This is a genomic window from Frondihabitans sp. PhB161 (assembly GCF_003814635.1).
In the GTDB taxonomy this organism is placed as follows: domain Bacteria; phylum Actinomycetota; class Actinomycetes; order Actinomycetales; family Microbacteriaceae; genus Frondihabitans.
This window is the reverse complement of sequence record NZ_RKQW01000001.1, coordinates 31,755-50,784: the sequence shown is the minus strand read 5'-3', so window position 1 is coordinate 50,784 and position 19,030 is coordinate 31,755. Positions and strand designations below refer to the sequence as shown.

Here is a 19,030-nt window from a genome sequence, read left to right as displayed (position 1 = left end):
GCCGTATGCACCTGGGTCAAGAGCTCCTCGTCTTAGGGATCCTCCTCGTCCTGGCGTACATCCTCGGCCGGCTGGCGAAGCTGATCGGCCTCCCGACGATTCCCGTCTACATGGTCGTCGGCCTGCTCGCGAGCCCGCACGTCGGCTGGTTCCCCCTCGACTTCGAGTCCGACAAGATCGAGCTGATCGCGATCTTCGGGTTGATCCTCCTGCTGTTCAACCTCGGGCTCGAGTTCGATCAAGACGAGTTCTTCGGCAACGTCGGCAAGCTGGTGTTGTCCGGTGGCAGCTACATAGCCGTCAATATGGTCGTCGGCCTGGCCTTCGGCTTCTGGGTCGGCTGGGGCACGCGCGAGGCGCTCGTAATCGCGGGCATCACGGCCACGTCGTCGTCGGCGATCGTCACCAAGCTGCTGATCGAACTCGGCCGTCTGGCGAACCGCGAGACGCCGATGATCCTCGGCATCACTGTCGTCGAAGACATCTTCATCGCGATCTACCTCGCGATCGTCTCGGTCGTGCTCAGCGGCGAGACCGCGCCGTGGCCGGTGATCGGCAAACTCGCGATTGCGTTCCTGTTCCTCATAGTGATGTTCACCATCGCGAGATGGGGCGGCAAATGGGTCTCTAAACTCATGCGCACCAAAGACGACGAGCTCTTCACGATCCTCTTCTTCGGGCTCGCCGTCATGTTCGCGGGGATCGGCGAAATTCTCGGCGTCACCGACGCGATCGGGGCGTTCCTGATCGGTCTGGTCTGCGGGGCCACGCGGTTCCGCAATCGCATCGAGACCTTCGCGCTCCCGATGCGCGACGTCTTCGCGGCATTCTTCTTCTTGAACTTCGGCCTCGCGCTGAACCCCGGCACCTTCCCCGCGGTGGTCTGGCCCGTAATCGCGGCCGTCGTCATGACGATCGTGCTCAACGCGGGTGCCGGTCAGTTCGTCGCGTGGCTCAACAAGCTCGGGCCCCAGGCCGGAATCAACGCGGCGGCGATTCTGCACAACCGGGGCGAGTTCGCGCTGATCCTCGCGACGCTCTCGCTGGGGGCAGGGCTCGACGACCGCATCCAACCGTTTGCCGGTCTCTACGTGCTCATCATGGCCGTCATCGGGCCGCTGCTCGCCGCCAATTCCGAGAAGATCGGAGGCGTACTCTTGCGCAAGAAGAAGAAGGCCGCCCGGGCGAACGCGAAGCAGCAGGTCGTGCCGCGGGGCAGCGAAGAGATCGCGCTGATGGAGGCGGCCCTCGCCGGCGAGACACCCCGGCAGAGTGCCGATCTCGACGACGACCTCGAGGCGGTGGCGCTCGCGGTCCCCGTCGATACCGACGAATACCTCTACGGCACCGACGACGACGAGGTCGACGCTGCGGCCGAGCAGGCCAGCCAGCAGTCCGACCACCGAGCAACACGGCAGAGAGACCCCGAATACTGATGCGCGACGACCAGGCGAGACCTCTTCCCGACAGCATGTGGGAGGTCGCGCGACGACCGCGCTGGATCGGCATGCTCGCCCTCGCCCTCGCTGTCGCCGCACTCTTCGCCTGGCTCGGGCACTGGCAGCTCGATCGCAGCGTCGACAGCCTCAAGCCCGTCAGCACAGGATCCGAGACCAGCACCCCCCTCTCCGACCTCACGTCGCCCCAGAGCAAATACCTCGATAAGTTCACCGGCCAGAAGGTGACGGTCACGGGCGCGTTCGACAAAGACGACTTCCGCGTCATCAGCGGCCGCCTCAACCACTCCGACAGTGGCTACTGGCTCGTCGGCCGCTTCGTCGACTCCTCGACGGGCGGCTCGCTCGCCGTCGCGCTCGGCTGGGGTGCGACTGCCGCCGACGCCAGGTCCACGATCTCGTCGGTGCCGGTGGCCCCGACGACGACCGCGCTCGCCGGGCGGTACCTGCCGAGTGAGGCCGCATCCGAGGGCAAGTTCCAGGAGGGCCGGGAGACGGTCGTCGCCGTACCGCAGCTCATCAATCAGTGGAGCGACTTCTCGGGCGACGTCTACAACGGCTATGTCGTGGCCGATCGCTCTTGGGGCGACCTGACGGCGATCTACTCGCCGCCTCCGATCGACAAGACCTCGATCAACTTCTTGAACCTCTTCTACGCGATCGAGTGGGTGGTCTTCGCCGGCTTCGCGATCTTCCTCTGGTTCCGTCTCGTGCGAGACGCCTTCGAGCGCGAGGTCGAGGAGGCCGAAGAGGCCCGTGCGCTGCTCGAGGGTGGTTCTCCCCAGGCATCGCTTCACGCCGACTGACCCCTGATCCGCCTCGATTAGACTGGCTCCCATGCCCCTGAAGCCTCGGCCGCGCAATATCCCCAAGATCCCGGGGGCGGTGCGCCTGTACAAGATCTCCGCCTACGTCACCGGTGTGATGCTGCTGTTGCTCTGCTTCGAGATGCTGTTGAAGTACACCGGTCTCCAGACCGAGATGGCCATCGGCGATCCTCGCGGCTTCTTCGTGCGCGAGGGCACCATCCGCAGCCCCGCGCTCGACCTGTCGCTCGGCATCCTCATCGCCCACGGCTGGCTGTACGTCGTCTACCTGTTCACCGACTTCCGCCTGTGGAGCATCATGCGGTGGCCGTTCTCTCGGTTCATCCTCATCGCTCTCGGCGGAGTCATCCCTCTGATGTCATTCTTCGTGGAGCGCCACATGGCCAAGATCGCCCTGACCGAATACGAGGCGCTGCAAGCAGAGCGCGAGACGGCGAAGGCCACCGCATGAGCGACGAGACCGTGCAGAAGCCCGTCCTCGTCGTCGACTTCGGTGCGCAGTACGCCCAGTTGATCGCCCGACGCGTTCGCGAGGCCGGCGTGTACTCCGAGATCGTGCCGCACACCATCACCGCGGCCGAGGTCGCGGCGAAGAGCCCGGTCGGTATCGTCCTCAGTGGCGGTCCGTCGAGCGTCTACGAAGAGGGTGCGCCGGCCTTGGACGCCGGCATCCTCGACCTCGAAGTGCCCGTGCTGGGCATCTGCTACGGCTTCCAGGCCATGGCCGTCGCCCTGGGCGGCGAGGTGGCGAAGACGGGCGCGCGTGAATACGGCGCCACCGACGTGACTGTCTCGGGCACCGAGTCGACACTGCTCGATGGTCAACCCGCGGCACAGACGGCGTGGATGAGCCACGGCGACTCCGTTTCGAAGGCGCCCGAGGGCTTCGAGGTGCTCGCCTCGAGTGCGTCGACTCCCGTGGCCGCGTTCGCCTCCGACGCCCGACGTCTCTACGGCGTGCAGTGGCACCCCGAGGTCAAGCACTCCGCCCACGGGCAGGCTGTGCTCGAAAACTTCCTGCACCGCGCGGCAGGCATTCCCGCCGACTGGAACAGCGGCAACGTCATCGCCGAGCAGGTGGCACGCATCCAGGAGCAGATCGGTGCGGGGCGCGTTATCTGCGGTCTCTCGGGCGGGGTTGACTCGGCCGTGGCCGCGGCCATCGTGCACAAGGCCGTCGGTGACCAGCTCACCTGCATCTTCGTCGATCACGGCCTGTTGCGCGCCGATGAGCGCACTCAGGTCGAGAACGACTACGTCGCCGCCACCGGTATCCGTCTCATCACGGTCGACGCCGAGCAGCAGTTCCTCGACGCTCTCGCCGGAGTCTCCGACCCCGAGCAGAAGCGTAAGATCATTGGTCGCGAGTTCATCCGGTCCTTCGAGGAGGCGGCCACGGCCCTCGTCCTTGAAGCCGACGCCTCGGGTGCTGGCGAGCCGGTCAAGTTCCTCGTGCAGGGCACGCTCTACCCCGACGTGGTCGAGTCGGGCGGCGGCACCGGCACCGCGAACATCAAGAGCCACCACAATGTCGGCGGCCTCCCCGAAGACCTGCAGTTCGAGCTCGTCGAGCCGCTCCGCACCTTGTTCAAAGACGAGGTCCGCGCCATCGGTCGCGAGCTCGGGCTTCCCGAGGTCATCGTCGGCCGCCAGCCGTTCCCCGGGCCCGGCCTGGGTATCCGCATCGTCGGCGAGGTCACGCACGAGCGTCTCGAGCTGCTTCGTGCTGCCGACAAGATCGCCCGGGCCGAGCTCACCGCAGCGGGCCTCGACGACGAGATCTGGCAGTGCCCGGTGGTGCTGCTCGCCGACGTCCGCTCGGTCGGTGTCCAGGGCGACGGGCGCACCTACGGTCACCCCATCGTGCTTCGCCCCGTCTCCTCCGAAGACGCGATGACCGCCGACTGGACTCGCCTGCCCTACGACGTGCTCGCCAAGATCTCAAACCGCATCACGAACGAGGTCGCCGGCGTCAACCGCGTCGTGCTTGACGTCACGTCGAAGCCGCCGGGCACCATCGAGTGGGAGTAGTGGCGCGCAACTAACCGGCTGCCTGGCTCCGAGTCGCACCGCTCGGCCCGCGACACCGCCTTTCGGCGGTGTCGTGGGCCGTTTGCGGTTCCGGGGTGCGGAGGGCGCCATCGCCGAGATCGCAGTTGTGGTCGGGTGGGGGTGACCACTAGTGCGATCTCGGCGCGGGGCGGGCGGAGAGCGCGAGGTGGCCTGAACTACGGGAATGCCGGCGTAGCGCGGGAGATCGGGCCATCTCGCGGGCCGGGCGACGACGCCCGGGCGCCGAGATCGCAGTAATGGTCGGGTGAGGGCGACCCCAAGTGCGATCTCGGCGGCCTCGGCAGCCCACCGACCGGGGTCGAGCTCATGCCCGGCCCGAACGGCGGCGGACACAAAACGGGCCGCCCTCCGTGAGGAGAGCGGCCCGTTTGCTGAGGCAGAAGCTAGTTGTTGCCGCGCAGGATCGCGAGCATGCGCAGGATCTCGGTGTACAGCCACACGATCGTGACGACGAGGCCGAAAGCGGCCTGCCATCCGAAGACGCGCGGGACACCCCGCTCGACGCCGACCTTGATCTGCGTGAAGTCCATCACGAGCGAGTAGGCGGCGAGGAGCACGACGATGATGCCGATCCAAAAGCCGAGCGGAATGCCGAGGAGCTCGATGCTGCGGAGGCCGAACTGACCCGAGGTCACGCCGGTGAGCTGCAGAACGAAGCTGATCAATGAGAAGGCCAGGTAGCCGAGCATGGCGACGAGGAAGATCTGGGTAGCGCGCTTCGACTCGCGGACCTTGCCCGACTTGAAGAGTGCCAGCGTCACCGCGAACACACCGAGCGTGCCGAGGATGGCCTGAACGACGATGCCGTCGTAGGCGGCCTCGAAGTAGCTCGAGAGCCCACCGACGAGAAGACCTTCGAAGCCGGCATAAGCCAGGACGAGCGCGCCCGACGGGCGCTTCTTGAAGATGTTGACGAAGGCGAGGACCAAGCCGACGATTCCGCCGACGACGGCGAGAGCGGGAACGAACCAGCCGATCGCGGCACCGACGAGGAGCACAGCGAAGGCGCCGACGGTCTTGGCGACGACGTCTTCGTACGTCATCCGGTCGGTGTCGACCGGCGTGGCGCTGGGCTTGCTGTACAGGTCGTTGAGCTGCTCGGCAGTCATGCCGCCGTTCACGACCGGCTGCTGACCAGCCTTGCCCTGAGCCGACTGCGCGGCCTGCCAGTTCACCAGGTCGTTGCTGTTGTTCGAAAAGGCCGGCGACTGACTGAAGCCGGGATTCGAGTGAGCCAATTGGTCCTCCAGGGGATCCGCGTCGGCGATGGTTGGTGGGGTCGGCCGACACTGCTTTTGTTGAACTCGAGTCTACGTGTCTGCTGTACGGCACGTGCTGAGAATTCACCTGATGAGAGGCGGTTTCGCCACGGGAGAACGTGCAGGGCGTGCACGTTTGCACCCGACTGAGAGCGGCGTGGGGAGAGGGTCGTGAGCCGGGCTGTCGGATCCTGCGGTTACCGTGTTCTCGTGACCCTCGAACCCCTCGTCATCGCCCATCGCGGAGCCAGCGGCCACCGCCCCGAGCACGGCGCCGACGCGTATCAGCTGGCCATCGAGCTCGGAGCCGACGCCATCGAGCCCGACATCGTGGCGTCGAAAGACGGAGTGCTGGTGCTGCGGCACGAGAACGAGATCTCGGGAACGACCGACGTCGCCGAGCACCCCGACTTCGAAGATCGCCGCACGACCAAAGAGGTCGACGGCCAGCAGGTCACCGGCTGGTTCACCGAAGACTTCACCTGGCCCGAGCTGCAGCGCCTGCGCATCCGGGAGCGATTGCCGCTGCTGCGACCCGAAAGTGCGGGCCACGACGGCGAGGGCAGGATCCTGCGGTTCCGCGATCTGCTCGACCTCCTCGACGCAGACGAGGCCGTCGAGGCCGCCGTCTCGCTCGTCGCCGAGGTGAAGCACGCCACCTATTTCACCTCGATCGGGCTGCCGCTCGGCGAGATGGTTGCGACGGAACTGGCCGAGACCGGCTGGATCGACGACCCCCGGCTGACGGTGGAGAGCTTCGAGCGGGGCGTCCTCGACGACTTGCGCCGGCGCGGTGTCGGAGGGCGCTTCGTCTACCTGCTGGAAGCGGCGGGCGCGGCGTTCGACCTGGTGGCGCGCGATGGCGCGGCGGCGACGACGTACGCCGAACAGCTGACTGCGGAGGGCATGGCCACCCTGAACCGCGACGGAGGTCTCGACGGGGTCAGCGTGCCCAAGGGCCTGCTACTCGGCGAGGGCGGTCGCGGCGACGCGACCCTGGTCGAGCGGGCGCACGGGCTCGGGCTCGAGGCTTTCACCTGGACCCTGCGACCGGAGAACGCGTTCCTCGCGAAGCCGAACCGAATTGGGTCGACGAAGGCCGATCACGGCGCTTGGCGCACCGAATTCCACGAGATCGCCGCGACCGGCGTCGACGGGGTCTTCACCGACTTTCCCGAGCTGTTGCTGGAGGTTCTTCCGAGGGTGTCGGCCAACAGCTGAGGCGCACGCCGCGGGTGGCGGTGTCGGTGGGCGGCCGTAGGCTTGGGGGATCATGACGATCGTCCTCGAGCCCTTCGACAGCACCGGCGGCACGCCGAACGATCGGCTGACCGCCGGCCTGAATCCGCAGCAGAAAGAAGCGGTTGAATACCGCGGCCAGTCGCTGCTGATCGTGGCGGGCGCCGGCTCCGGTAAGACGAGCGTGCTCACCCGACGCATCGCGGGGTTCCTCGACTCACGTGAGGCCTGGCCCAGCCAGATCCTCGCCATCACCTTCACCAACAAGGCAGCCGCCGAGATGCGTGAGCGCGTCGCTCAGCTCGTCGGGCAGTCGGCCGAGGGGATGTGGATCTCGACGTTCCACTCGGCGTGCGTGCGCATTCTTCGGCGCGAGGCCGAACAGTTCGGCTTCACCAAGAGCTTCACGATCTACGACAGCGCCGATTCAAGGGCGCTGCTCAAGCGAATCCTGAAAGAGCTCGACGCCGACTCGCTCGGGTTCACGGTGAGCCAGGCCTCCGGCAAGATCTCCAAGCTCAAGAACGAGCTCAGCGACGTCGAGACCTACTCCCGCCAGATCAACATGGGCGACCCGCAGGAGGTCATGTTCCTCGAGATCTTCCGGCAGTACACCCGCGAGCTCCAGCGCGCCAACGCCTTCGACTTCGACGACCTCATTGCCCAGACGGTCTACCTGTTCCGCGCGTTCCCGCACGTGGCGGCGGTCTATCAGCGACGGTTCCGGCACATCCTGGTCGACGAGTACCAAGACACCAACCACGCGCAGTACGCCCTGATCCGCGAGCTCACGCGCCCGGTCGAGACACCCCTCGTCGAAGAGCTCGAGCGCGGCGGCCAGTACGTCGCCTCGCTGAAAGACGGCAGCGGGCGGATCCCGGGGGCATCGCTCACAGTCGTCGGCGACTCCGACCAGTCGATCTACGCGTTCCGTGGCGCCGACATCCGCAACATCACCGAGTTCGAGCACGACTTCCCGAACTCGAAGGTGATTCTGCTCGAGCAGAACTACCGCTCGACGCAGAACATCCTCGACGCGGCGAACGCCGTCATCTCGAACAACTTCGACCGCCAGGCGAAGAGCCTCTTCACGACAGTGGGGTCGGGCGACAAGATCGTCGGGTTCACGGGCTACACCGGGCACGACGAGGCGCAGTTCGTCGCCGACGAGATCGCGTCCCTGCACGAGGCCGGCATGGCCTACAAAGACGTGGCCGTCTTCTACCGCACCAACTCGCAGACGCGAGCCCTCGAAGAGATCTTCATCCGCTCCGCCATCCCGTATCGCGTGCTCGGCGGCACGAAGTTCTACGAGCGCGCCGAGATCAAAGACGCGATGGCGTACCTGATCGCCGTGGCTAACCCGGCAGACCCCATGGCGCTCCGGCGGATCATGAACACGCCGAAGCGCGGCATCGGTCCGGCGACCGAGACGGCGCTGCAGCGGTATGCCGACACCAACGAGGTGGGCCTACGCGACGCAATGCGCAACGCCGCGGCTCTCGGCCTGGGGCCGAAGGTGACCGGTGCGATCACCGGCCTGGCTCAGCTGCTCGACGACGTGACAGCCACCGCGGCGACCGCTCCGGTCTCCGAGATCCTCACGGCGCTGATCGAGGGCAGCGGGCTCGTGGCCGCTCTCCGCGCGTCGCGCGATCCTCAAGACGAGGCCCGCGCCGAGAACATCGATGAGCTCGTCGCCGTCACCCGCGAGTTCCAGAAGAACAACCCCGACGGGGTCCTCCTCGACTTCCTCACCGAGGTGACTCTCGTCGCTGCGGCCGACGACCTCGACGACACCAGCGGCACGGTGTCGCTGATGACGCTCCACACGGCGAAGGGGCTCGAATACGAGGCGGTGTTCCTCACCGGCGTCGAAGAAGACCTGCTGCCGCACCGCATGTCGGCGTCGGAGCCGGGTGGCCCCGCTGAAGAGCGACGGTTGTTCTACGTCGGCATCACGCGGGCGCGTCAGAAGCTGTTCCTGTCGCTCGCGATGACGCGGGCGCAGTTCGGTGAGGTCAACGTCGCGATGCCCTCGCGCTACCTGCAGGAGATCCCCGTCGAGCTGATCGACTGGAAGCAATCGCCCGGCATGGCCAACAGCCGCGGGGGCACAGAACCGCGCGCGCTCAACGCCCGCCGAGACAGCGGCTTCACCGATCGCGGCTTTGGTGGCGCTCCCCGCGCTGGTGGACTACGCGGCGGCGGCGGTATGGGCGGCGGCAGCTACGACCGGGCGGCAGCCGCGGCCAAGACGAAACCCAAGACCGAATGGGCCAACCGGGTCACCGGCACCGTGCGCGACAACGGCGACCTCGAGCTCGCGGCCGACGACCGCATCTCCCACGTCGACTTTGGCGAGGGCCGGGTCGTCGCCGTCACCGGCATCGGTCCGCGACGCATCGCCGAGGTGCAGTTCGACACCGCGGGCCGAAAGAAACTGCTGATCAAGGTCGCGCCGATCGAAAAGATCTAGGCGGGCTGCCGGGCTGCCGGCTGCCGGGTGGGTCCGGCTGCCGGGTAGCGGGGCTGCCGGCCAGCGGCGCTGCCGGGTGGTCCGGCCGGATCGTGGGCGCGGCACGAGAGTGACCAAAACGGCGCTCACCGAGCTGGCAAGCACCGTTTTGGGCACTATCGTTGTGGGCCGGCTAGACGGTGTCGTCGAGCGGGGGTGCGGCGGATCCTGGAGTGGATGCAGGTTCGCGCCGAGCTCGGAGGCGGCGAGCGACCACACCGGTGAGAACTGCCAGCAGGCCGAGTCCGAGGCTGCTCCCGGCGGCGATCGCGATGGGCCTGAGAGGCCCGGACCCGGTGAAGGCGAGCAGGCGCGGAGGCCGGGGCTCGTCAGGTGCGGGAGGCACGGGCGTAGTCGTCGGAGGAGTGCTCGCCGAGGGGGTCGGTGGCGTCGTTCGCTGGGGCGTCGGCGGGGTTGTGGGCGGGACGGATGGCGTCGGCGTCGGGGTCGGCACGTCGTGTTTCGACACGACGAATCGCTCGCTCGCGTGAGCGATGAGATCGGCGAAGGGGGCCACCGCCTGGGCGGCGCCGATCGGCTTCGACCCCTCGGAGAGGAAGACCCAGATGTAGTGCCCCGGCTTTCGGGCCTCGACGCAGGGTGATTCGTACTCGCCGTCGCTCGTCACGACGGTCTTGACTCGGCCTGCGACCGGTAGATCGTCGAGGGTCTTGTCGGGCCCGAAGTCGTGGCCGTCGGCGGGCGCATCGGCGAAGGGGCCGAGAAGGACGGATTCGACGACGACATCGCCCGCGTCGGTGGGGAATCCGGTCGCGACGAGACGATCGGGCGTGCATTCGCCGGGAACGACCTCGTCGTGCTCCACCGACGTAGCTATCGACGGGAGCGGGGACGGGGATTTCGGTGGCGAGAACGTCACCTCGGTCGCGGACGCGAACGGCGACTTCCAGGCCTTGACTCGGGAGCGACCCTGAGCGACGGGGGTGTCTTTCGGATCGATGGTCTCGACCCAGACGAAGTAGCCCTCCGAGGGGAGCGTGCAGGGTTTCGTCCGGTAGGTACCCGGCCCCGTTTTCACGACCGTCGCAACGCGGCAGACCTCGGGGGCCTTCGCCGGCCACGCAGACGACGTCGCCGGTTTTTTCGCGAATGGTCCGAGGAGTCTGCTGCGGATCGTTACCGGCACGGGATGCGAGGTGCCGGAGACCCGGTAGACGCCCCACCTCGACAGCAGACCCGCGCCCGGTCGGACGGACAGCTTCAGCTCGTCGGTGATGGCCGCGCCGGCCGCAGCCCGGGTCATGCTCGTCGACGTTGTGACGCGCGGCTGGAACGGACGGGGCGACACGGCCTCGACCGTCTCGGTCGTCGTCGCAGTGCCGGTGGGTGCGGTGTCGAAGAGCAATCGCTGAGATCCGGCGGCGCTCGAGCCGACCGTGATCACGGCGCGGTAGGGAAGACCGGAGAACGACGCCGTGGCGCTGACGTGGTTGATCGGCGTCGTACCGGTCGCGCGGAACGACTGATTGCGGCCGTTACGCAGGGCCTTGGTCGAGGAACCGTCGGGGAAGGTGCCTCCTCGAAGGGTGATCGTGCCGGCGAATGCACCCGCTGCCACCGTCGTGCCTCCGCCCGATTCGAGCCGGGCGCTGAGATCGGCGCGCACTCGCCCCGCCCCGGTGCCGTCGAGGGTCAGGCTCACATCGGCCGTGACCCCGTTCGTCGCCTGCGCAGCAGCCCTGGCGCTGAACGTGGCCGCCTTCTTCAGCACCGCATCGCGCTTCTCGTTGGCCCGGCCGGCGTAGTACTCGAGGGTGTGCCCGTCGAGACCGGTGATCGACCAGACCGAGAGCTGGGCCGCCGCCGCCGTCACTGGATCGGTGGTGCCCGACCAGGTGCGCGCGATATATGCGAGACGGGCTACCTCGGTCGAAGTCAGGCCGAGCCCTGTCGCCGAGGAACTCAGGTCGTAGTCGTTGCCCACCGGCGACGATCTGCCGACCTCGAGGCAGAACGCCGACCGCCCGTCGGCGAGGCGGTACGTGCCGAGCCAGGAGACCCCGTCGCCGTCCCACAGGAATCCGCGACCGTGACCGGTCGACTGGAGGGCGGAGGCGGGAGGCGGCGGAGCGAACAGAAGACAGGTGGCCAGCAGAGCCAGGAGGGCGAGCAGGATCCGCCGTGGCCGGGTCGAACCCGCGCGCGGCGGTGGGAGAGGGGGAGACGTTCGTCGATTCATGCCGATGACCCTCTCGGATCCTCGGCCGGCTTCGCCGCCGCTTTCCACAGGGGTGCTCCGGAAACCACGAAGACCCCCTCTGTGGAGAGGGGGTCTTCAGGTGTGGACGATCAGTTGTCGGCGTCGTCGCTGAGGTCGATGTCAGCGCCGGCGAGGTCGTTCTCGGCGTACTCCGGCTCGCCTTCGGAGGGTGCGCCGCCCGTCGGTCCGTCGTTGCCTTCACCGATGCCGGGCTCGACGGTCTCGCCCGCCACGGCATCGTTGGTGACGATCTGCTCCGACTCGGCGAACGATTCGTCGGGGTCGCTCGCGTCGGTGAATGGTGCGTCGCTCATGTCAGGAGTCCAATCCGAGTTGCTGCATCAGGGTCGCCTGGTCGGTGGCGCCCCAGCGCTCGACGATCAGGCCTTCGTCGTTGAACTTGCCGACCTGGATGCCTCGCACCTGGAAGCTCTTGCCGGTCGGCTCGTTGCCCTCGAACGGACCGGTGTGGGTGCCCGAGATCGTGAAGACCGCGGTGACATACTCGTCGTCGGCGACCAGCGTCTCTACCTTGAGGTCGACGTCGGGGAAAGCCTCGAAGAAGGAGGACCAGAACTCCTGGATGCCGGCAAGGCCCGCGGGCGCACCCGGAACCGGGTCGTGGTCGACGACGTCGGCGTGGAATCCCTCGCCGAGGCGTGACACCTCACGGGCGGTGAGGATCTCGCCGAGCTTCTCTTGCGTCTTGACGTTCGTGTCTTTAGCCATGCCTCCGGTCTACGCCGCGGGGTACGGGCCGCTCTGCGGGCGCTCCCAGGGGAACGGACCTGTGGACAGAGCCAGAAGCGTGTTGGGGGTGCGCGCTAGGCTGATGGACGGCCCATAGTCTCGATGTCGAGAGAGTTCGAGACGCCCTTCCCGCCGGTTATCCAGGCTGGAAGAGGAACGACACCGTGTGGTGAGACGCAGCGATGCGGATTGGAAGAACAGCGTGGATCTTTTCGAGTACCAGGCCAGAGACCTCTTCGAGGCCTACGGCGTACCAGTCCTCCCCGGCATCATCGCCGATACTCCCGCCGAGGTGCGGGCTGCGGCGGAGAAGATCGGCGGCGTGACCGTGGTGAAGGCCCAGGTCAAGGTAGGCGGCCGAGGCAAGGCCGGCGGCGTCAAGGTCGCAAAGACAGCCGCCGATGCCGAGGCCGCTGCGGAAGCGATTCTGGGGCTCGACATCAAGGGCCACACGGTCAAGCGCGTCATGGTCGCGGGCGGGGCCCAGATCAAGCAGGAGTTCTACTTCTCCGTGCTCCTCGACCGGGCCAACCGCTCGTACCTCTCGCTCTGCAGCGTCGAGGGCGGCATGGAGATCGAGGAGCTCGCCGTCGAGCGTCCCGAAGCTCTCGCCCGAGTCGAAGTCGACCCGCTGACGGGCATCGATCTCGCGAAGGCCACCGAGATCGCCAAGGCGGGCGGATTCCCTGACGACCTGATCGAGAAGGTCGCGCCGGTGCTCGTGAAGCTCTACGACGTCTACAAGGGCGAAGACGCCTCTCTCGTCGAGGTCAACCCGCTCGTGCTCACCGAGCAGGGCGACATCGTGGCACTCGACGGCAAGGTCTCGGTCGACGAGAACGCCGACTTCCGTCACCCCGGCCACGCGTCCCTCGAAGACGCGGAGGCCGCCGACCCGCTCGAGGCCAAGGCCAAGGCTGCTGGTCTCAACTACGTCAAACTCGACGGCCAGGTCGGGATCATCGGCAACGGCGCGGGTCTCGTCATGTCGACCCTCGACGTCGTTGCCTACGCCGGAGAGAAGCATGGCGGGGTCAAGCCGGCCAACTTCCTCGACATCGGCGGCGGAGCGAGCGCCGAGGTCATGGCGAACGGCCTCGACGTCATTTTGGGCGACGAGCAGGTCAAGAGCGTCTTTGTCAACGTCTTCGGCGGCATCACGGCGTGTGACGCCGTCGCCAACGGAATCGTCGCCGCGCTCGGCATCCTGGGCGACGCCGCGACGAAGCCCCTGGTCGTGCGTCTCGACGGCAACAACGTCGACGAGGGCCGAAAGATCTTGGCCGAAGCCGCTCACCCCCTCGTCACCGTCGTCGCGACGATGGACGAAGCCGCCGACAAAGCCGCCGAGCTGGCCTTCGCCGCTGCCGACGAGAAGTAAAGGATCAGAACAATGTCGATCTTCCTCACCAAAGACTCCAAGGTCATCGTCCAGGGCATCACCGGCGGCGAGGGCACCAAGCACACCGCTCTCATGCTGAAGGCGGGCACGCAGGTCGTGGGTGGCGTCAACGCCCGAAAAGCCGGCACCACCGTCTCGCACGGCGACGTCACGCTGCCCGTGTTCGGCACCGTCACCGAGGCAATCGAGACGACCGGCGCCGACGTGTCGATCGTCTTCGTTCCGCCGGCGTTCGCCAAAGACGCCGTCGTCGAGGCCATCGAAGCGGGCATCCCGCTCGTCGTCGTCATCACCGAGGGCATCCCGGCGCAAGACGCCGCCGAGTTCTGGGCGCTCGCCAAATCGAAGGGTGGCGCGACCCGCATCATCGGCCCGAACTGCCCCGGCATCATCACGCCCGGCGAGTCGCTCGTCGGCATCACCCCCAACAACATCACCGGCAAGGGTCCGATCGGCCTCGTCTCGAAGTCGGGCACGCTCACCTACCAGATGATGTTCGAGCTCCGCGATCTCGGTTTCTCGACTGCGATCGGCATCGGCGGCGACCCCGTCATCGGCACGACGCACATCGACGCGCTCGCCGCCTTCGAGGCCGACCCCGAGACGAAGGCGATTGTGATGATCGGCGAGATCGGTGGCGACGCCGAAGAGCGCGCTGCCGACTACATCAAGGCGAATGTCACGAAGCCGGTCGTCGGCTACGTGGCCGGTTTCACCGCTCCCGAGGGAAAGACCATGGGCCACGCCGGTGCAATCGTCTCCGGGTCGGCCGGCACGGCGCAGGCCAAGAAAGAGGCCCTCGAGGCTGCCGGCGTCAAGGTCGGCAAGACGCCCAGCGAGACGGCTGCCTTGCTGCGCGAGGTCTACAGCTCGCTCTGACGCCGCTGTTCGGGCCTGGCACCGCGTTTCGGGCCTGGCACTGCATTTCGGTGCTGACACTGCATTTTGGTGGCACGACCGCCCATCGGCGGTGTCGGCGCTGGATTGCGGTGTCACGGGCTGCGGCTTGCTTGCTGAAGGGCCGCTCCGCTTTCGGCGGGGCGGCCCTTCAGCGTCGGTGGCCCCCGGTACAGTCATGGCCGTATGAATCGCCCTCTCACCGCCGTCTTCGCCGCGCTCGAGTCTCTGCTCGTCGTGGGCATCGGCGTGGGCATCCCCGTGGTGTCGCTCACCTTCCTCTGGGCCTTCCAGTACGGGCTCCAGATCGACTGGGTCGTCTTCTGGCAGGCCGGCGTCGACGTCTGGCTGGTGGGCCACGGGGCCGATCTCACCCTGACGCTGTCGAAATCGGCTGCGGCGGCGACCGGCATCAGCGGCGCGGGTGCTCCGATCGTCATCTCGATAGCGGCTCTGGGTTTTGCGCTCACCACCGTGCTGCTCGGTGCGCGTGCGGGCCGGCGAATCGCCGAGACGAGCCATCGCGCGATCGGCTCCGGCGTCGCCGTCGTCGCGTTCGCCCTCGCCTCGGCCATCGTGACAGCCACGGCCAGCCGTCCCGGGGCGACAGTCTCCCTCGCGCAGGGCATCGTCCTGCCCACGCTCGTCTTCGCCATTCCCCTGCTCGCGTCGGCCGAGGTCAACCGGCGTCGCCGCGACGCGACACCCGACCCGCTCACGGCCCTCCTTCTGCGCGGGGCAGAAGCCATCCCGTCACTCGGTCGGTCGATCGGCCTGGTGTCGCTTCGCGCGGGCGCCGCCGTCGCGGTCATCGTCTTCGCCGTCGCCGGGGCGATCCTCGCACTCCTCCTGCTCACGAACTACGCGTCGATCATCTCGCTGTACGAGGGGGCACACGCCGGGGTGCTCGGCGGCCTCGCTCTCACGATTGGCCAGATCGCACTGGTGCCCAACGCCGTCGCCTGGGTGGCGTCCTGGCTCGTTGGCCCGGGCTTCGCACTCGGCGAAGGATCCTCGGTCTCGCCGCTCGGCACCACCCTCGGCCCGATGCCGGCCGTGCCGTTCCTCGGCGCCCTGCCGACGTCGACCCCGGCTTTCGCGTTCGTCGGCCTCCTCGTTCCCGTCGTTGCCTCGTTCGTTGTCGTCACGTTGATGCGCGGCCGCATCGAGCGGGCTCTGGGCGCCCGCGACTCCCTGCTCTTCCGCGCCGTCGTCGGCGTCTCGACGGGCGTCGTCGCCGGTCTGATCATCGGCGGGGTGGCCGGCGTCTCGGCCGGCTCCGCCGGCCCGGGGCGGCTTGCGTCGGTGGGGCCCGACGCCTGGGTCGTGGGGCTGTTCGCTGCACTGGAGGTCGGCATCCCGGCCGTTCTCGCCCTCGTGGTGAAGTCGGGGGCCGAGGCGATCGGCGACCTCGCGCAGGTGGTGGGCGAGAGGCTGCCGGAGCGTGCGTCCGCTGCTCGCGACAAGCCGAAGTCGGAGTCAGCTGTGTCGGATCCTGATCGCTCGCGTGGTGCCGGTGACCGTGACGCCGGCGGGCCCGGCGCGCCCGAGACAGCCGACGGGCTGCCGAGCCTCGACACGGTGCTGCCGCGCGACAAGCGGTCGTCGAACGGCCGCTCGTCCGACACGCGCTCGCCCGACGACGTTCCGACCGAGCGCCTCGACGGGTTCACCCGCTGACGCCCACGACGCAGACTCGACACCATGGTGGGCCTTGGTGTGCTGTCCGCATTTCGGGCCGACTGGTGGGCCCGCTTCCGAGCAGCTTTCCCGGGCCGGATAGCCCTGTGGAGAACCGCCCGGGCCGCCGTGAGCCGCACGCTAGGCTTGCCGGGTGCTAAGGCTCGTCGTGCTCATCTCCGGCGGGGGCTCCAATCTCCGGGCCCTCCTCGAAGCCGCGAGCGACGTCGAATATCCGGCCCGGGTCGTAGCCGTCGGGGCCGATCGTGCGGCCGACGGTTTCGAGCACGCCGAGGCATTCGGCATCGCCACGTTCTCGGTGCCGTTCACGAGTTTTCCCGACCGTGAGGCCTGGGGCGACGAGTTGCTCGACCAGATTCGGCAGTGGCAGCCCGACCTCGTGGTGCTCAGCGGTTTTATGCGGCTCGTGCCGCCCCGAGTCGTCGAGGCGTTCAGCCCGAGGCTGATCAACACGCACCCCGCCTACCTGCCCGAGTTTCCCGGCGCGCACGGGGTCCGTGATGCGATCGCGGCCGGAGTGAGCCAGACCGGGGCGAGCGTCATCGTCGTCGACAACGGCGTCGACTCGGGCCCCATCCTGTCGCAGGAGCGCATTCCCGTGCACCCCGGCGACACCGAAGACACGCTCCACGACCGCATCAAGGTCGTCGAGCGCCGGTTGCTCGTTCAGAGCATCCTCGACATCGCCAACGGAACAATCGACCTGACGGAGAAGACTCCCGCATGAGCGGCCACGCAATCGACCCCAGCCTTTACCGCGACCGCGACGCCATCGAGATCGCGCGCGCGCTGATCTCCGTGAGCGACAAGACCGGGCTGGTCGAACTCGCGACGGCCCTCGCGAAGGCGGGCGTCGAGATCGTGTCGACGGGTTCGACCGCGCAGACGATCCGCGACGCCGGGTTCGCGGTCACCGACGTGAGTGCGGTGACCGACTTCCCCGAGTCCCTCGATGGCCGCGTCAAGACGCTGCACCCGGCCATCCACGCCGGCGTGCTCGCCGACCTGCGACTCGAGACGCACGAAGACCAGCTCCGCGACCTCGACATCAAGCCGTTCCAGCTCGTCGTGGTCAACCTCTACCCGTTCGTCGAGACGGTGGCCTCGGGCGCCGATGCCCCGACCGTGATCGAGAACATCGACATCGGCGGCCCGGCGCTCGTTCGGGCGGCGGCGAAGAACCACGCCAACGTGGCGATCGCCGTCTCACCGGCGTCGTACCCCCAGATCACGAAGGCGCTCACCCTCGGCGGCACGACTCTGGCTCAGCGGCAGCGTCTCGCGGGCGAGGCCTTCGCCCACACCGCCTCCTACGACACCGCGGTCGCGGCGTATTTCGCGGCGAGTGTCGGGGTGCGGGCCGAGCACGATGCCGGCACGGATGCCCCAGCGGCGGCGGCAGGATCCTCGGCCACGTTCGATCAGACCTTCGCCGTCTCGGCCGAACAGGAGCACACCCTCCGCTACGGCGAGAACTCGCACCAGGCAGCCGCGCTGTACGCCGAGACGGACGGAACCGGCATCGCCCAAGCGATCCAGCTGCACGGCAAAGAGATGTCGTACAACAACTTCGTCGACGCCGACGCGGCGGTGCGGGCGGCATACGACTTCGACCGTCCGGCCGTCGCCATCATCAAGCACGCCAACCCGTGCGGGATCGCCGTCGGAGGTCTCGATGAGGCTGACCCCATCGCCGACGCGCACGCCCGCGCGCACGCCTGCGACCCTCTGTCGGCCTTCGGGGGAGTGATCGCGGCGAACCGCACCGTCACCGTCGCCATGGCCGAGACGGTCAAAGACATCTTCACCGAGGTCGTCGTCGCACCGGGCTTCGAGCCGGAGGCGCTCGCGATCCTGACGGCGAAGAAGAACATCCGCCTGCTGCAGCTTCCCGACGGGTTCGCCCTCGCCGACCGCGAGTACAAGCAGATCTCGGGCGGCGTGCTCGTGCAAGACAGCGACCGCTTCACGGGCTTCTCGTCGTCGGGCTGGAGCTTAGTGGCGGGCGAGGAGGTCGACGAGGCCACGCGCGCCGACCTGGAGTTCGCCTGGATCGCGTCGCGGTCGGTCAAATCGAACGCGATCCTGCTGGCTTCGGGCGGTGCCTCGGTCGGCGTCGGCATGGGGCAGGTCAACCGGGTCGACTCCTGCCACCTGGCCGTACAGCGTGCCGGCGACCGGGCTCTGGGCTCCGTAGCTGCCTCCGACGCGTTCTTCCCGTTCGCCGACGGGCTCGAGGTGCTTCTCGCCGCGGGCGTTCGCGCCGTGGTGCAGCCGGGCGGGTCTATCCGCGACAACGAGGTCATCGCCGCCGCCCAGGCCGCCGGTGTCTCGATGTACTTCACCGGAGAGCGTCACTTCTTCCACTAAGCAGGGCGTCTTCTAGGCGAGTCCTCTCCGCCGATTTCGGGCTCTCCTGCCGGAGCGCGGCGTCGGGTCCGAATTCGAAGGAGAAACACGAGCGCGCCGACGACTTCATGCCGATCGGGCGGGGTCGGCCGGGCGTTTCTCCTTCGAATTCGGCGGCAGCGCGAGAACCGAACTTTTCATTGCGGTTTACGTCGGCGTCGGTTTATCCTGTAAGGCTGCTTGCAGTCACCTTCGAAGTGGCGGCATGAAGCCACGTGACTATATGCAGAAGCGAATGCCTCGGGAGGACACAATGACGAAGACAGCCCACACCTCG

15 protein-coding genes are annotated in these 19,030 nt (G+C 67.7%); 11 read left to right on the top strand and 4 right to left on the bottom strand.

Translation table 11 applies throughout. The features are described 5' to 3' along the window. The first annotated feature begins 5 nt into the window (after nucleotides 1-5). From EDF39_RS00210 to guaA, 4 genes are read left to right on the top strand one after another with little or no spacing between them, the layout of a single operon-like run. The gene (locus EDF39_RS00210) at nucleotides 6-1,436 is read left to right on the top strand and encodes a cation:proton antiporter (RefSeq protein ID WP_123939542.1); all 1,431 of its coding nucleotides are present in this window, start codon (nucleotides 6-8) and stop codon (nucleotides 1,434-1,436) included. Continuing rightward, on the top strand, nucleotides 1,436-2,263 hold the full coding sequence (locus EDF39_RS00205) for an SURF1 family cytochrome oxidase biogenesis protein (protein WP_123939540.1): 828 nt from the start codon (nucleotides 1,436-1,438) through the stop codon (nucleotides 2,261-2,263). Before EDF39_RS00210 ends, EDF39_RS00205 begins: the two co-directional genes overlap by 1 nt. A 31-nt stretch (nucleotides 2,264-2,294) precedes the next feature. Beyond that, a complete protein-coding gene (locus EDF39_RS00200) occupies nucleotides 2,295-2,735 on the top strand; it encodes a DUF3817 domain-containing protein (RefSeq protein ID WP_055965098.1) in 441 nt (146 codons plus the stop codon). After that, nucleotides 2,732-4,315: a glutamine-hydrolyzing GMP synthase gene (guaA, locus tag EDF39_RS00195; RefSeq protein ID WP_123939538.1), complete on the top strand. Its 1,584-nt coding sequence runs from the start codon at nucleotides 2,732-2,734 to the stop codon at nucleotides 4,313-4,315. Before EDF39_RS00200 ends, guaA begins: the two co-directional genes overlap by 4 nt. Nucleotides 4,316-4,740: 425 nt before the next feature. Here guaA and EDF39_RS00190 read toward each other — a convergent pair whose 3' ends face one another. Continuing rightward, nucleotides 4,741-5,595, bottom strand: coding sequence for a Bax inhibitor-1/YccA family protein (locus tag EDF39_RS00190; RefSeq protein ID WP_123939536.1), 855 nt, complete (start codon nucleotides 5,593-5,595; stop codon nucleotides 4,741-4,743). 231 nt (nucleotides 5,596-5,826) lie between these two features. Between EDF39_RS00190 and EDF39_RS00185 the strand changes: the two genes are divergently transcribed. Together EDF39_RS00185 and EDF39_RS00180 are read left to right on the top strand one after the other, a co-directional pair. Then, complete coding sequence (locus EDF39_RS00185; RefSeq protein WP_123939534.1) at nucleotides 5,827-6,837, top strand: glycerophosphodiester phosphodiesterase family protein; 1,011 nt, start codon at nucleotides 5,827-5,829, stop codon at nucleotides 6,835-6,837. Between the two features lie 52 nt (nucleotides 6,838-6,889). After that, complete coding sequence (locus EDF39_RS00180) at nucleotides 6,890-9,334, top strand: ATP-dependent helicase (protein WP_123939532.1); 2,445 nt, start codon at nucleotides 6,890-6,892, stop codon at nucleotides 9,332-9,334. Nucleotides 9,335-9,506: 172 nt separating this feature from the next. On the opposite strand, the gene EDF39_RS00175 is transcribed toward EDF39_RS00180, so the two are convergent. The 3 genes from EDF39_RS00175 to EDF39_RS00165 all read right to left on the bottom strand — a co-directional run bounded on the left by EDF39_RS00175 (nucleotide 9,507) and on the right by EDF39_RS00165 (nucleotide 12,323). After that, on the bottom strand, nucleotides 9,507-11,573 hold the full coding sequence (locus tag EDF39_RS00175; RefSeq protein ID WP_123939530.1) for a hypothetical protein: 2,067 nt from the start codon (nucleotides 11,571-11,573) through the stop codon (nucleotides 9,507-9,509). Nucleotides 11,574-11,683: 110 nt separating this feature from the next. Continuing rightward, nucleotides 11,684-11,908: a hypothetical protein gene (locus tag EDF39_RS00170; RefSeq protein WP_123939528.1), complete on the bottom strand. Its 225-nt coding sequence runs from the start codon at nucleotides 11,906-11,908 to the stop codon at nucleotides 11,684-11,686. 1 nt (nucleotide 11,909) lies between these two features. Further along, nucleotides 11,910-12,323, bottom strand: a complete 414-nt coding sequence (locus EDF39_RS00165; protein ID WP_055965115.1) for an ester cyclase — start codon at nucleotides 12,321-12,323, stop codon at nucleotides 11,910-11,912. 223 nt (nucleotides 12,324-12,546) lie between these two features. On the opposite strand from EDF39_RS00165, the gene sucC reads away from it, so the two are divergent. The 5 genes from sucC to purH all read left to right on the top strand — a co-directional run bounded on the left by sucC (nucleotide 12,547) and on the right by purH (nucleotide 18,714). After that, on the top strand, nucleotides 12,547-13,725 hold the full coding sequence (gene sucC / locus EDF39_RS00160; RefSeq protein ID WP_123939526.1) for an ADP-forming succinate--CoA ligase subunit beta: 1,179 nt from the start codon (nucleotides 12,547-12,549) through the stop codon (nucleotides 13,723-13,725). Between the two features lie 12 nt (nucleotides 13,726-13,737). Further along, entirely contained in the window at nucleotides 13,738-14,625 is an 888-nt protein-coding gene (sucD, locus tag EDF39_RS00155) for a succinate--CoA ligase subunit alpha (RefSeq protein ID WP_123939524.1), read from the top strand. Between the two features lie 204 nt (nucleotides 14,626-14,829). Beyond that, nucleotides 14,830-16,323 (top strand): DUF6350 family protein, encoded by a 1,494-nt coding sequence (locus tag EDF39_RS00150; protein ID WP_199726111.1) that lies wholly within the window; start codon nucleotides 14,830-14,832, stop codon nucleotides 16,321-16,323. 154 nt (nucleotides 16,324-16,477) lie between these two features. Next, on the top strand, nucleotides 16,478-17,071 hold the full coding sequence (gene purN / locus EDF39_RS00145) for a phosphoribosylglycinamide formyltransferase (protein WP_123939522.1): 594 nt from the start codon (nucleotides 16,478-16,480) through the stop codon (nucleotides 17,069-17,071). Further along, nucleotides 17,068-18,714: a bifunctional phosphoribosylaminoimidazolecarboxamide formyltransferase/IMP cyclohydrolase gene (purH, locus tag EDF39_RS00140; protein WP_123939520.1), complete on the top strand. Its 1,647-nt coding sequence runs from the start codon at nucleotides 17,068-17,070 to the stop codon at nucleotides 18,712-18,714. Before purN ends, purH begins: the two co-directional genes overlap by 4 nt. Nucleotides 18,715-19,030 lie beyond the last annotated feature (316 nt).

Coding starts and splice junctions, on each gene's coding strand:
- EDF39_RS00210 (WP_123939542.1), top strand. CDS start 6: ATGCACCTGGGTCAAGAGCTCCTCGTCTTAGGGATCCTCCTCGTCCTG.
- EDF39_RS00205 (WP_123939540.1), top strand. CDS start 1,436: ATGCGCGACGACCAGGCGAGACCTCTTCCCGACAGCATGTGGGAGGTC.
- EDF39_RS00200 (WP_055965098.1), top strand. CDS start 2,295: ATGCCCCTGAAGCCTCGGCCGCGCAATATCCCCAAGATCCCGGGGGCG.
- guaA (WP_123939538.1), top strand. CDS start 2,732: ATGAGCGACGAGACCGTGCAGAAGCCCGTCCTCGTCGTCGACTTCGGT.
- EDF39_RS00180 (WP_123939532.1), top strand. CDS start 6,890: ATGACGATCGTCCTCGAGCCCTTCGACAGCACCGGCGGCACGCCGAAC.
- EDF39_RS00175 (WP_123939530.1), bottom strand. CDS start 11,573: ATGAATCGACGAACGTCTCCCCCTCTCCCACCGCCGCGCGCGGGTTCG.
- EDF39_RS00170 (WP_123939528.1), bottom strand. CDS start 11,908: ATGAGCGACGCACCATTCACCGACGCGAGCGACCCCGACGAATCGTTC.
- EDF39_RS00165 (WP_055965115.1), bottom strand. CDS start 12,323: ATGGCTAAAGACACGAACGTCAAGACGCAAGAGAAGCTCGGCGAGATC.
- sucD (WP_123939524.1), top strand. CDS start 13,738: ATGTCGATCTTCCTCACCAAAGACTCCAAGGTCATCGTCCAGGGCATC.
- EDF39_RS00150 (WP_199726111.1), top strand. CDS start 14,830: ATGAATCGCCCTCTCACCGCCGTCTTCGCCGCGCTCGAGTCTCTGCTC.
- purH (WP_123939520.1), top strand. CDS start 17,068: ATGAGCGGCCACGCAATCGACCCCAGCCTTTACCGCGACCGCGACGCC.